We start from the raw sequence: 12,050 nt of genomic DNA, 5'->3' as shown, positions 1-12,050 counted from the left end.
GGATGCGGGGGGCGTCCCGGACCAGCTCGCCAGTTCCCGTACTCACGTCGATCCCATGCAGCCTTCTTCGCGGCTAGCAGCTGGGAGACCTCGTATTGCCGTCCAGATGGGCTTGTGCGGTACTCGATGTGCCCCTGGTGTGCCCAGGATCGGATGGTTCTGGGTGTGCGCTTGACGACACGTGCGGCCTCGTCGACACCTACCCAGAGTTCGGGGAGTTTAGGCATCGGCGAGCACCACTTGCCACACGCAGTCACTGATTTCAGGCCAGCGCCGCATATGCACAGCCCTCAGTTCACAAAGGTTTTCGCGCATGCCTTCCGGCTCCACCCAAGTAGGCGAATCCATCGCGGCGAGGACACGGCGGGTCAGTTCGCGCACAGGGCGAAGGTCATCGTCAATGACGCCTCGGACGAATCCGTTGACACGGTAGAAGCGGCCACAACCTCGAAGATCAATGCCCGCCCAGCCAGCCCAGCTGTGCAAGTAGTCGACCTCGGTATCCGCCGCAGTCATCGGAACCAAGCAAAGCGGCACAGACGAGCCGGGCTTACTCCCCGTGTTGATCCGCTCCCCCGTTTGCGCTGCCCGAGACGACGCCATAGACCGGAGTTCGGCAACGACTGATGGTGTGGACCTGATTACGGTCCGAAGATCCAATTCCACGGTTCTCCTTGGAATGCGGAACGGGCCCCACCTCCGGAGAGGAAAGGCCCGCTCGAATAAGGAATAAGGTCTATCGAGAACCAGGGTCAGTCAGAGACTCCCCGTGGCATGTTCGGCGGTCCCAATGCCGGTAGCCGTCTCGGTCGACAAGGCAACAAGACTTAGTTGGTGGTCGGTGTGGAAGTCGACAGCGCGGTATCTGCCCCGGCCGCAACTTCCCTCTAATCACAAGGTCCGCTGGCTGGCGTTCGATGTACTCGGGTGGCCGTGGCTCAGGCGCAGGCTTGCAGAGCGGCCAGCAGATCATGCAAATGTGACTCACCGACTCACCACCGGCTCACCAGACCCCAACCACACACCAAGGGGGCGGGAAGGGGGCGTGTCAGAATCGTGCTCCCTTGCTCCCTTGCCCTCATCATCATTCAAGGGAGCACAACCAAAACTATCTCTGACCTGGAAGGGAGTAAGGGAGCGGCCCTCAGACATACCCCCCTTGCGCTGCTCCCTTGCCTGCGCGCTCCCTTGCTGTGGAAGTTGCCAGAACCACGAAGACCCGTCCTTGACCGCGTCGATTCCGAGTTTTGCCTTGGCCCGCTTCGCCATGTCCTTGGAGTAGCCGACCGCGTCGGCTGCCGTATAGACATCGTTCGCCTTCTGCCGACCATCCTCGTTGTCCCCGAGGAACGACAGCAACCACCCCTCAACGTCACCCGCGTGACCGTCACCAGATGTCACATCAGTCATGGAGGTGAGTATTTCCCCAGCCGTCCTGTCGGACTCACCCACGAACACCAACATCGGCACTGTGCCGTCATGGTCGTCAGTCGGGTCGAAATGCTGCACCGGATCGATCTTGAACATGGTCGCCGGCAGCTTCCCCGTGGTGTTCGACTTCTCGGGGCCAACAGTCAGATACTCGGACTCGTCCCGCTGGGCGAACAACGTCATACGCGCCTTCTTGCGCAACTCAGACGTTGCCCCGTACTTGTCGCGGGCATTACCTGTGGTCGATCGGTTGGTGTGCGTGAGCAAGAGGATTGCCGCATCCGTCTTGGTCGCAACATCTTTCCAAGGGTGGAGGGCTTGCCGCGCCCCCTGCGGGTCCTTCACTGACAGGTTGGTCGGCACCGTGTCCAACCATGCATCCACAACTACGAGGGCCGGTGCGGGGTCAGCGTTCTGCACCAACTGGATATCGTTCGGGAAGGTCGGGGAACCTGAGCCGTCTGATTCAGCACAGATGACGTGGACGAATCCGAGGTCAGCGCCGGCCACCATCAGACGGGGCAGAACAGTCGTTGACCAGTCATCCTCGGTCACAACGATAAGGACGTTCGCTTGGTCGCGTTCCGGGATTCCAAACTCGGGCAGCGCTCTACCTGTGGTGACGGCTGCCGCGATGTGCACCCACAGAAGGGATTTGCCGATACCCTCGTCACCGATCAGGATGGTTACTGCCGCCCTCGGTAGCCGGCCCTTGGCCAGCCAGCGCGCTTGTTGCGCTTGCTTGAGGTCGGTTGCCCGCCAGACGCTCGGGAGTTCGTCCCAGCCTCCAGTCGTATCTACATATTTTCTCAAAGGGGTTGTTCCTTCTGCTCATCAGTTCGAATCGTCCGCACTCGTAGGCGGCTCTGGCTTGTTGCATACGAGGTGGTGAAGGTGGAGCGTGGTTGTTACTTGTCGTGTTTGGCGATCACGTCATCGAGCACTTCCGCCAACCGCCGCAACTCGTCCATGTTCACTGTGAACTCACGTGAGGACTGGGTGAAGATGCAGCGGTACAGATCCATGTTCAGATTCTTTGACCAGCGCTTGGCAACTACGAAATCATTTGCAACATACGGTCGATCGTTCATGTCAGTTCTCCTGATCGGTTGCGTGTCCACGTTCAGCGGGAACCCATCGCGGCGGCTGCCAGTTCGGTAATGAGGTCTTCGTCCAGCGGGAGGACACCCGACTGTTCGAGGAGATGTACTGCCCTCGTCAGGGTAAGTTCTTGGCGGCGACGAGCGACTACGTCATCGGGTGCACCGTGCAACGTGGCAGCCCTGTAGCGCCCAGCGGCAGACAGCACTGCTGGGTTTGCAGCGGACATGGCGAATCACTCCCTTCCAGGAGTTTGCTAGTTGATGGCTAAAGATCGGGCGGATAACAGCCCAGAATGGGCACAATCGGTGCTCGCTTGGATGCGCAACACCCATCTCTGATTATAAAAGGGCCAGGAGGTTTAGCGGCCACACGCAGGTCAGGACCCGTATTTCCGTGACTCAGCCGCGTTCTGCGCCATCGCCTCGTATGCGACCTTGAGCGATTTAAGGCGGTACACCCACGACCTACCCAGAGGGCGAGCCTCAACCAACCCCTCAGCGCGCCAGCGGCGAAGGGTTCGAGCCTGCCGCCCTGTGATCTGTTGGGCTTCATCTTCAGTCACCCACCCTGCAACCTGCTCACGCAGATTTCGCTGGATGTACATGTGCGTCTCGAACCCGCCAGGATGACGGATCGCCTGCGCACGGACCAGACCGGCTTCACGGAACGCCACCAGACGACTGCCCCAGGGTCCGAGCCATTCCTTCGCCTCTGCCTCGTCCATCACTGTGTTCTCGCGGGCGCGTTTCCACGCCTCAACTTCTTCCGGAGACATTGCGTCCCCTCCTGTTCAAACACGACTGTTGGGGCCGCAGCGTGGCGCTGGGACCCAAAATTGCACGACAAGTAGACCTACACGGGCCGATGAATCCGGACACGACCGCCAGACAGCGGATTTTGGCTTAACGTTACCTAACGATGTGAATCAGTTCGACAACCTGAAATGCGCGGAAGTGCCCGCCCGTGGGTATGGTTCGCAAATCAGCAGGCGAGCCGTTGGTTAGCTTTTTCCCAAGCGGTAATCCGAACCACCGAGAACCGCCACAGCTTCCCCACGCGCATAGCTGGAATTTCGCCCGCAGCCGCCATGTCTCGGACTTGCCTCTCGGAAATTACCCACCGATTGGCAAGGTCTTTCGTCGTCCAGAAATCTGCCACTATAGTTGCCATTATCGGTGTTCTCCATTACTTGCGCTATTCCGTCAATGCCGGTAATGCACACATAGTTTTACACCTAGTGGCCGATGGAAACACTTAACCCGAGATGTTGTGAGTCACTTCGATGAAACTTGCAGGTGAGCGTTCCGGCCGAATCGCGGGCTTCCCACCACTTCGGCGTGTCGCGCGCCACATCCTCGACAGAACTCTCATGCACTGAACGGTGCCGAAAGAAGACTGCGGTATCCCCTTCCCCTCACATAGCTACAGAAGGTTGTCGAACACCGCCCTCGTCTTCGCATCCTCCCCGGGCCACAGATGCGAATACACGGCCAACGTCACCATCGGTGAAGCATGCCCCAACCGTTGCTGAACAGTGGTTACTGATGCACCCGACTGGATTAGCGCCGACGCGTAGAAGTGCCTCAAGCTATGCCAGGAGTGATTCTCAACACCCGCAGCACTTGCAACCCCACGCCACACCTTCGCGACATGCGCGCTCGACCATTGCCCGCCCTGCGCCGCCCTAAACAGAGGCGTATGGGCCTCGTAGTCATGCCGGTCTAGATGCGTCCTCACAGCGTCCAACGTGGAATCCGGTAGCGGGACCGTGCGCCGCGACTTCTCAGACTTCAACGCCCGCCAACCGAATGCCGTGTGATGCCCATCCGCCTGTTCCGTGACATCCACAACCCGTCGATCAGAGTCGATCGATCGAACACGCAAGCCCGCAAGTTCGCCGGCGCGGAGACCACTCGTAGCACCGAATTCAATCATCGTCGCGAAGGGCTCTTCAGAAGCGTCAATCAAGGCTCGCACTTGCTCAACCCTTAACACCTGGTGCGGCTCAACCGCCTGGTTTGGAGGGTTCCTACGCTTCACGTGCGACACCGGATTGCGGACCAGCTGCCCCTGCGCCACCGCATCGTTGAAGAGCGCTGACAGCGTTCCTAGCAGTGTCCTGATGCTGCTGTTGGATAGCGGCTTGCCGTCCGCCCACGGTCTGCCCTCGGCTAGCGTTGCGCGCCACTCCCGCACGTCATCAGCGGTCACGTCCGCCAGCTTCTTGTATTCCAGGTTCCCGAGGTTCGCTGCCAAGTGAGTGCGGACACCGCGGGTGGATGCCGTAGCGGATTGCTCAATATGCGACTTCAGCACCACGGACAGCATGCGGTTGTCCATGCGGGTGCCTGTCGGGCTGAGCCCTTCACGCTGACGTATCCACTCGCGTGCATCGCCCTGTTTCGCGAAGCTCTTCGACATTTCCTTGCCGCCAACGCGCACGCGTGCCACATAGCGGGGAGCTTTCCCCTCTGTGTAGGTGCGACGCTGGATGGAACCCATTCTCGTGAGTCTATAGGTGCGGGGGACTCCCGCATATCCCCCGTGCGAAGCCGAACACACCTGCCCTTTGTGCCGGAAATACCGCTTGATACGACGACACGAAACCCTTGCTATGCAGTAAAAAGGGCATTGACCGTTGACAACGCAAACCAGCTGTGTATAGGGTCCACTACAACATCGTGTAAATGAACTCAGCCATGTGGCCAGCCTAATGGTGTAGGGCGTCGAACCCACATTTGCGGATCGTGGGGAACGTGAACGGAGGCTTTTCAGGGAGGGCCAGGCACCCGGCCTGTGCGGGTGCCGGGCACCGATCAGGCGACGAGCGTCTCGGCAGCGGTGGGTTCTGCGGGGTCGGGTTCGGTGGAGGCAGATTCGGTGGGTTCGGTGGGTGCCACCGTTCGTGGCTCCCGGTCGAGGACCACAGTGCACCGGGCGAGATCGGGTCCGATCGCGGTGGCACTCAACTCGAGATCGGTCCGAGCGACGCCGTCTCGCGTCGTGTATTCGTTGGTGCGCAGTTCACCGGTGACGATCACCGGATCCCCTTTCGCCAGCGACCGCACGACACCGGACATCAGCCTGCGCCGGCAGGTCACCGTGAGGTACAACGTGCTGCCGTCGCGCCATTCCCCCGTCGTGTAGTCGCGGCGGCGTACCGTGCTCGCCATCCGGAAGGCGAGAAACTCCTCGCCGGCCGATCCGGATCGCGTGACCGGTGTAGTGATGACCGTGCCGACCACCGTGCCGTGTGTTTCGTACATCGCACTCCCCTGTGTCGTTCGTGGTTGCCATTGGTTCACAGCGTGCCCGCCGTGAAGCGCACAGTCCTCGCCCTCGGAGAATCTGTGGAGAAACGGGCACGCTGTGGACAACCGGTCTAGAACGGGGAATGAGCGGCCGTTCGTGTCAGGGATGAGTGCTAGCGGTCAGCGTCCCGCTTCGCGGTCGCGTTTCGCGAGCTCGGCGAACATGGCGTTGTGGGCGGCTAGGTCGGCATCGTCGTCCCGGTCGGCCGCGCGGTCCACCCGTCGCGCGGTGCGGTCGTCGCTGCGCGACCACTGGATGAGGAGCGCCATCATGACGAGCACGAGCGGAATCTCACCTGTTGCCCACGCAATGCTGCCCCCGAGTTTCTGGTCACCCACCAGGTCCGAGTTCCAGCCGAGGCCCAGCGAGCGGTAGTACCACTCGCCCATGACGGCGCCCATGCTCATCAAGGCGACACCGAAGAATGCGTGGAACGGCAGCGACCCGAACACCATCGCGAGTTTCGTCACGGGCTGCAGCTGGCGCGGAGAGGGGTCGACGCCGATCGCCACCCAGTAGAAGAGGTACCCGCTGAGCAGGAAGTGGAGGTTCATCAAGAGGTGGGCCGAGTGCGAGTCGACGGTGGCACCGAAGATGCCGCCCAGGTACAGCGCATAGAAACCGCCGACGAACAGGGCTGCCGCGACCAGCGGATGGGTGATGAAGTGAGAGAACCGGCTGTGCAGCGCGGCCAGGATCCATTCCCGCAGACCCGGCACGCCGTCCTTGCCTGCCGGGTCGAGTGCTCGCAGCGCGAGGGTGATCGGCGCGCCGAGAACCAGGAGTACCGGGGCGAGCATGGACAGCGCCATGTGCGCGCCCATGTGCACGCTGAATACCGCGGGTGCGTAGCGACCCACCCCGGACGATGTGGCCAGGAGCAGCACCACGCATCCGCACATCCAGGCGAGGGTCCGTCCGACCGGCCAGCTGTCGCCGCGACGGCGGAGCTTGCGCAACCCGAGCACGTAGACGAGGGCGAGCACGATTGCGGCGGTGCCGTAGAGCAGGTCGAATCGCCAGTCCAACATCAGCCGGGCGAACGTCGGCGGTCCGGCGAGGTTGTAGCCGAGTTCGACCTCGCTGAGTGTCGGTGCTGCTGTCGGTGCGGGCGGGGGCGTCCGACCCAGTCCGACGGCGAGACCGATCGTGGCCGCGAAGACCATGGCTTCGGCACCCGCGAACTTGATCAGGTTGCGTCGGTTCGAGGGGTCCTTCTGCAGGGCGGGCAGTGCCCGGCGTCGTTGCGCCCAGCCGAACGCGCCGAGGATGACGAGCGCGACCGTCTTTGCCACTACGAGACGTCCGTAGGTGGTATCGACGAGGTCGCCGATCGGCACGCGCACCAGGGCGTTGATCACGCCACTTGCTGCCATCACGGCGAAACATACAGTGGCCACCGCGGAGAATCGTCGTGCCGCGACTTCGGTGAATGCACCTCGCCGACGTGCGTGCGCGAGCAGAGCGAACAGTCCGCCCGCCCACAGCGACGCCGCAACCAGGTGGAGGATCAGGCTGTTGGTCGCCAGGTCGTGGGAGCCGCCGGAGGAGGAGTGACCTGTCAGTGCCAGCGGCATCAGCCCCAGAATGCCGGCCACGAGCAGGATCGGTGCCCACCACCATCGCAGCACCAGCCGGGACACGATCGCAACGACGATCGCGATGATCGCCGTCCAGCGCCAGGCGCCGGCCAATTCCACCTGCTCGACGGCGGCGAACAGGTTTGTCGGTTTCACCGCTTCCGTGAACGGTTGCCCGGAGGTGTCCGACAGTGTCAGCGGGACGAGGACCAGCGCGGACGCCGCCCACACGATGGCCGCATAGGACGCTGTCCGGACCGCACGGTATCCGTCCACGTCCAGCACCCCCGACTTCTGCGGCGGCACGAAGAACGCGGCGAGAAGAAGCGATCCGATCGTGACCACCGCCGCGAGTTCCGACACCGCCCGCAGCGCCGGCAGCCCATAGGTGGTGACCGGCCCGGGATCAGGAATCCCGAGGAGCACGAGGGCCTGAGCGGCGGACAAAGCGACGACGAGTGCAGCGACCAGCCCGGCGACGAGCCCCGCCACGACGAACAGGGCGGCGGATTCGGCTCGAGCCGGACGCTGGGACGTCGAGTCGGACGCCGTGAGCTGGGGTGTAGCCATACCTCCAGGGTAGGACCTACGACGCCGTGTCGGAGACCGAGGGTCGGCGGACGCTCCGCTACCGTCGGCTAGGACCTGTTACGAGGAGACGAGGAGCCCACATGGCCGCATTCCTGATCATCGTGGCGGCGTTGTTCTTTGCAGGAATGGGTCTGTACGGCCTGGTGATGCCTGCCCGCTTGGTGGAACCGTTCGGGTTGACCGCCGCGTCGCCGACCGCCCGCGCCGAGGTTCGCGCGGTATATGGCGGATTCGGCGTCGCGGTGGCTGCGTTGCTCGGATTCGCCGCCTTCGACGCCCAGGGCGTCAGATCCGTAGTCGCGGTCGCGGTCGGGGTGGCACTCGTCGGCATGGCCGCGGGTCGCGTCGTCTCGGGGATGGTCGATCGACCACAGCGGTTCTACCCGGTGTGGTTCTACTTCGTCGTGGAGCTCGTTCTCGCCGGGCTGCTCGCTTGGGCCGCTGCGATCAGCTGATGACACGGACTACGCAGCCGTGCTCGGTCGGCTTCGCGGCAGCAGGTAATATTTCGTCCGCGCCTCCGTAGCTCAGGGGATAGAGCAAGAGCCTTCTAATCTCTTGGTCGCAGGTTCGAATCCTGCCGGGGGCACGACACCCATGTGGCCTCGCATGGCAAAGCACCCGGTTACCTGCACCAGCAGGAAACCGGGTGTTCGCACATGCGGGCGATAGGGGCCGGTATCGCAATCCGCGGCGTTTGCGTGCGCGCCGCACCATGTAGCTGGGGCGCGACGCCGTCGGAACAGGTGCGGATCGAGAACCCGCAGCTCATGCGACGACGTCAGCGCACCGCAGCCGTCAATCCCCCGCGCGGCGGGCCGAGCCAGTACAGCGCAGTCGCCTGGTAGGTATTCCGTCCCGCTTCCGAACCAGGCGCCCGGTACTCGCGCGTAACAAACAGACCGTATAGTCTGTTGTCTGCACCGTCCCACCCGACAGGACGGATGCTCGGGAACCCGTCACCTGCCTCCGCGAGTGGCGGGTTTCCCTGATTTCGCGTCCTACGCAACGACCTGAGCCGTCAGCTGCGGATATAGGGCCTCGAGGTCCCCGGCGAGTGCCGCCTTCACAGTACGGCTGACATCGTCGGCCAGCACCTCCCTGGCGCCCGACTCCATGCCGTCGAACGCCAACCGGGCAACCTCGAGTGCCGAGATCTTGGGGACGTCGAGGCCCGCGGTCATGTCGGTGTCCATGTACCCCAGATGCAGCCCGACCACCTGAATGTTCTGCTCCGCAAGCTCCAGGCGCATCGCGTTGGTCGCACTCCACACCGCCGCCTTGGAGACGCTGTACGACCCACCCACCGCCAGCCACGACAGCACCGAGTGGACGTTGAGCACCGCACCCCCACCGTTGGCGGCGATGATGGGGGCGAACGTCCTGGTCACATTCAGGGGGCCGAAGAGGTTGGTTTCGAGTTCGCGGCGCATCTTTCCGAGGTCACCGGTGAGCGGAGACTCGCCGAGGAAGACACCGGCATTGTTGATCAGCACACCGAGATCGCCGACATACTCCGCTGCGGCATAGATGGATTCAGGATCGGTCACATCCATGGTCACCGGCACCACCCGCGGATGGTCGGCGATCGTCGACGCGTCGCGTGCCGCCGCGTAGACAGTTCGCGCCCCGCGCGCGAGCGCCTCGGTGACCAAAGCGCGGCCGAGGCCGCGATTTGATCCGGTAACGAGGACAGTTCGATCCTGAATCGTGGTCATAACAACCCCTTCGAGTAAGTCTGGATTTCCAACTAACTAGGTTCGGTGAACGTAACCACGATGAGTTGGAAAACACAACCCTCTATGATGTAGTCATGAGCAACGGTCGAGCAGAGCCAACGACGCCGAAGATCGTCATGGACCGCATGCCGCTGGCGCCGCGCCCCTGCGCGATTGCCGCAACCATGGAACTCATCGGCGACCGCTGGTCCATGCTCGTCATTCGCGAGTTGAGTTACGGAGTTCATCGCTTCGACAGGATCGCGGGATACGTCGGCGTCTCGCGCGACATCCTCACCGCGCGCCTTCGCAAGCTCGAGGAGGTCGGCGTGATCGAACGCCGGCAGTATTCCGAGCGCCCCCCCCGATTCGAGTACCACCTCACCGCGGCAGGGGAAGAACTTCGTCCTTTGCTGCGGTCGCTGTTCCAGTGGGGCAGCAGGTGGGCAGTGAACGAACCGGCGTCGGAGCTCGTGCACGACTGTGGTCACACGCTCGAACTCGAACACCGTTGCCGACACTGCGGCCGAGAGGTCGACGATGCCACCGTCGCGATGCACGCGCGCCCACAGAGCCGGAACTCCTGAAAACGGTGCCTGTACCCGCACGATTTCGTCGGCGACTATAGTTCGCGTAAATGTCAGGTAAACAAATCATCACAGTGACAGGCGAGTGGGTGTAGGTGTGTCAACGCGCGACCGGGTAGCCGAAATCTATGAACAGGTCCGCCTGCGGAATGCCGGCGAACCGGAGTTCCACCAGGCCGCGGCGGAAGTGTTCGAGTCGCTCCAGATCGTTCTCGACCATCACCCCCACTATGCGGATTCAGGGCTGATCGAGCGCCTGTGTGAGCCCGAACGCCAGATCATCTTCCGGGTGCCCTGGGTGGACGACGCCGGGAGTGTCCACGTCAATCGCGGATTCCGGGTGCAGTACAACAGCGTCCTGGGCCCCTACAAGGGCGGTCTGCGCTTCCATCCGAGTGTGAATCTCGGAATCGTGAAGTTCCTCGGTTTCGAACAGATCTTCAAGAACGCACTCACCGGCCTCCCCATCGGTGGCGGCAAAGGCGGCTCCGATTTCGACCCGAAGGGCCGTTCGGACGCCGAAATCATGCGCTTCTGTCAGTCGTTCATGACCGAACTGCACCGCCACATAGGCGAGTACATCGACGTCCCTGCCGGCGACATCGGTGTCGGCGGGCGCGAAATCGGTTACCTGTTCGGACAATACAAACGCCTGACCAATTCCTACGAGTCGGGTGTGCTCACGGGCAAGGGCCTCACCTGGGGCGGTTCACAGGTGCGGCGTGAAGCCACCGGCTACGGTGTGGCCTACTTCGTTGCCGAGATGTTGCATGCAGCACACACGTCGTTGGACGGAAAGACAGTGGTGGTGTCCGGCTCCGGCAACGTCGCAATCCATGCCATCGAGAAGGTTCACCAACTCGGCGGCATTGCCGTGGCGTGTTCGGATTCGTCCGGATATGTCGTCGACGAAAAAGGCATCGACGTCGGTCTTGTAAAGGACATCAAGGAGGTGCGGCGAGGGCGCATCGGCGAATACGCCGATACCGTGCCGCATGCGAGATTCGTCCCGAACGGATCCATCTGGGACGTCCGATGTGACGTCGCACTCCCCTGCGCTACCCAGAACGAACTCGACGAAGCGGCCGCCAAGACACTGGTGGCCAACGGCGTCCAAGCTGTTGCCGAAGGCGCGAACATGCCCACCACTCCGCAGGGGGTTCAGGTCTTTCGCGACGCCGACGTGGCGTTCGCACCGGGAAAGGCCGCCAACGCGGGCGGGGTCGCTACCTCGGCACTCGAGATGCAGCAGAACGCATCCCGCGACTCGTGGAGCTTCGAGTACACCGACGAGCGACTGGCCGGGATCATGCGCGGCATCCACGACCGCACCGTGGCCACCGCCGACGAGTACGGAATGCCGGGCGACTACGTTCACGGCGCGAACATCGCCGGCTTCGTGAAGGTGGCCGACGCGATGATCTCACTCGGCGTCATCTGACCGAGACCACCCGCACACAACAAATGAGGGCACGGCCGAAATTGGCCGTGCCCTCATTTGTTTTTGTCAATCGATCGGCTGGTCGTCCAAGCCTTCATCCTCGCGGGCCTTTTTCGCGGCCTCGCGCATCTCGATTCCGTCCGACACCCAGTCACCGATTTCCCGGGTGACGTCGCGAACGGCGCCGGCGATGATGGTCGCGATGTGTCCCACGTGTGTGGCCGCGGACTCCGTCAGTTCCTGCACTGTGTCCTTGCGCCGTTCGAACTTCCCCACCATTGTTTCG

13 protein-coding genes and 1 tRNA gene are annotated in these 12,050 nt (G+C 62.6%); 4 read left to right on the top strand and 10 right to left on the bottom strand.

Annotation, left to right across the window (positions count from 1 at the left end):
* Positions 1 to 219: 219 nt before the first annotated feature.
* The 8 genes from NOF53_RS05920 to NOF53_RS05890 all read right to left on the bottom strand — a co-directional run bounded on the left by NOF53_RS05920 (position 220) and on the right by NOF53_RS05890 (position 7,997).
* Positions 220 to 516 carry a hypothetical protein gene (locus NOF53_RS05920; protein ID WP_255966354.1) on the bottom strand — a complete coding sequence of 99 codons (297 nt, stop codon included), beginning with the start codon at positions 514 to 516 and terminating at the stop codon, positions 220 to 222.
* A 468-nt stretch (positions 517 to 984) separates the two neighbouring features.
* Complete coding sequence (locus NOF53_RS05915; protein WP_255966353.1) at positions 985 to 2,244, bottom strand: AAA family ATPase; 1,260 nt, start codon at positions 2,242 to 2,244, stop codon at positions 985 to 987.
* A gap of 310 nt (positions 2,245 to 2,554) precedes the next feature.
* Positions 2,555 to 2,761, bottom strand: coding sequence for a hypothetical protein (locus NOF53_RS05910; RefSeq protein WP_255966351.1), 207 nt, complete (start codon positions 2,759 to 2,761; stop codon positions 2,555 to 2,557).
* Between the two features lie 150 nt (positions 2,762 to 2,911).
* Positions 2,912 to 3,310, bottom strand: coding sequence for a helix-turn-helix domain-containing protein (locus NOF53_RS05905; RefSeq protein WP_255966349.1), 399 nt, complete (start codon positions 3,308 to 3,310; stop codon positions 2,912 to 2,914).
* A 206-nt stretch (positions 3,311 to 3,516) separates the two neighbouring features.
* Complete coding sequence (locus tag NOF53_RS27895; RefSeq protein ID WP_374212571.1) at positions 3,517 to 3,705, bottom strand: helix-turn-helix domain-containing protein; 189 nt, start codon at positions 3,703 to 3,705, stop codon at positions 3,517 to 3,519.
* Positions 3,706 to 3,957: 252 nt separating this feature from the next.
* Positions 3,958 to 5,037 carry a tyrosine-type recombinase/integrase gene (locus NOF53_RS05900; RefSeq protein WP_255966347.1) on the bottom strand — a complete coding sequence of 360 codons (1,080 nt, stop codon included), beginning with the start codon at positions 5,035 to 5,037 and terminating at the stop codon, positions 3,958 to 3,960.
* 314 nt (positions 5,038 to 5,351) lie between these two features.
* Positions 5,352 to 5,801: a single-stranded DNA-binding protein gene (locus NOF53_RS05895; RefSeq protein WP_255966345.1), complete on the bottom strand. Its 450-nt coding sequence runs from the start codon at positions 5,799 to 5,801 to the stop codon at positions 5,352 to 5,354.
* A 165-nt stretch (positions 5,802 to 5,966) separates the two neighbouring features.
* Positions 5,967 to 7,997, bottom strand: coding sequence for a bifunctional copper resistance protein CopD/cytochrome c oxidase assembly protein (locus NOF53_RS05890; protein ID WP_255966343.1), 2,031 nt, complete (start codon positions 7,995 to 7,997; stop codon positions 5,967 to 5,969).
* Positions 7,998 to 8,098: 101 nt separating this feature from the next.
* Here NOF53_RS05890 and NOF53_RS05885 point away from each other — a divergent pair, with 101 nt between their 5' ends.
* Both NOF53_RS05885 and NOF53_RS05880 read left to right on the top strand, forming a co-directional pair.
* Positions 8,099 to 8,473, top strand: a complete 375-nt coding sequence (locus NOF53_RS05885) for a DUF4345 family protein (RefSeq protein WP_255966341.1) — start codon at positions 8,099 to 8,101, stop codon at positions 8,471 to 8,473.
* A gap of 61 nt (positions 8,474 to 8,534) precedes the next feature.
* Positions 8,535 to 8,607: transfer RNA gene (locus tag NOF53_RS05880), tRNA-Arg, on the top strand.
* A gap of 412 nt (positions 8,608 to 9,019) precedes the next feature.
* Here the strand turns inward: NOF53_RS05880 and NOF53_RS05875 are convergent.
* On the bottom strand, positions 9,020 to 9,736 hold the full coding sequence (locus NOF53_RS05875) for an SDR family oxidoreductase (protein WP_255966339.1): 717 nt from the start codon (positions 9,734 to 9,736) through the stop codon (positions 9,020 to 9,022).
* A 95-nt stretch (positions 9,737 to 9,831) separates the two neighbouring features.
* Between NOF53_RS05875 and NOF53_RS05870 the strand changes: the two genes are divergently transcribed.
* Together NOF53_RS05870 and gdhA are read left to right on the top strand one after the other, a co-directional pair.
* Positions 9,832 to 10,323, top strand: coding sequence for a winged helix-turn-helix transcriptional regulator (locus NOF53_RS05870; RefSeq protein WP_255966337.1), 492 nt, complete (start codon positions 9,832 to 9,834; stop codon positions 10,321 to 10,323).
* Positions 10,324 to 10,420: 97 nt separating this feature from the next.
* Positions 10,421 to 11,764 (top strand): NADP-specific glutamate dehydrogenase, encoded by a 1,344-nt coding sequence (gene gdhA, locus NOF53_RS05865; protein ID WP_255966336.1) that lies wholly within the window; start codon positions 10,421 to 10,423, stop codon positions 11,762 to 11,764.
* Between the two features lie 66 nt (positions 11,765 to 11,830).
* On the opposite strand, the gene NOF53_RS05860 is transcribed toward gdhA, so the two are convergent.
* The gene (locus tag NOF53_RS05860) at positions 11,831 to 12,043 is read right to left on the bottom strand and encodes a hypothetical protein (protein WP_255966334.1); all 213 of its coding nucleotides are present in this window, start codon (positions 12,041 to 12,043) and stop codon (positions 11,831 to 11,833) included.
* Between the last annotated feature and the right edge of the window lie 7 nt (positions 12,044 to 12,050).

It is taken from the genome of Rhodococcus tibetensis, assembly GCF_024438035.1.
Lineage (GTDB): Bacteria > Actinomycetota > Actinomycetes > Mycobacteriales > Mycobacteriaceae > Rhodococcus_F > Rhodococcus_F tibetensis.
The sequence above is the reverse complement of the archived record's forward strand: the minus strand, read 5'-3'. Positions and strand labels throughout refer to the sequence as shown.

What these genes read in the sequence shown, in the direction of transcription:
- NOF53_RS05920 (WP_255966354.1), bottom strand. Translation starts at nt 516, where the DNA reads ATGACTGCGGCGGATACCGAGGTCGACTACTTGCACAGCTGGGCTGGC.
- NOF53_RS05910 (WP_255966351.1), bottom strand. Translation starts at nt 2,761, where the DNA reads ATGTCCGCTGCAAACCCAGCAGTGCTGTCTGCCGCTGGGCGCTACAGG.
- NOF53_RS05905 (WP_255966349.1), bottom strand. Translation starts at nt 3,310, where the DNA reads ATGTCTCCGGAAGAAGTTGAGGCGTGGAAACGCGCCCGCGAGAACACA.
- NOF53_RS27895 (WP_374212571.1), bottom strand. Translation starts at nt 3,705, where the DNA reads ATGGCAACTATAGTGGCAGATTTCTGGACGACGAAAGACCTTGCCAAT.
- NOF53_RS05900 (WP_255966347.1), bottom strand. Translation starts at nt 5,037, where the DNA reads ATGGGTTCCATCCAGCGTCGCACCTACACAGAGGGGAAAGCTCCCCGC.
- NOF53_RS05895 (WP_255966345.1), bottom strand. Translation starts at nt 5,801, where the DNA reads ATGTACGAAACACACGGCACGGTGGTCGGCACGGTCATCACTACACCG.
- NOF53_RS05890 (WP_255966343.1), bottom strand. Translation starts at nt 7,997, where the DNA reads ATGGCTACACCCCAGCTCACGGCGTCCGACTCGACGTCCCAGCGTCCG.
- NOF53_RS05885 (WP_255966341.1), top strand. Translation starts at nt 8,099, where the DNA reads ATGGCCGCATTCCTGATCATCGTGGCGGCGTTGTTCTTTGCAGGAATG.
- NOF53_RS05875 (WP_255966339.1), bottom strand. Translation starts at nt 9,736, where the DNA reads ATGACCACGATTCAGGATCGAACTGTCCTCGTTACCGGATCAAATCGC.
- NOF53_RS05870 (WP_255966337.1), top strand. Translation starts at nt 9,832, where the DNA reads ATGAGCAACGGTCGAGCAGAGCCAACGACGCCGAAGATCGTCATGGAC.
- NOF53_RS05860 (WP_255966334.1), bottom strand. Translation starts at nt 12,043, where the DNA reads ATGGTGGGGAAGTTCGAACGGCGCAAGGACACAGTGCAGGAACTGACG.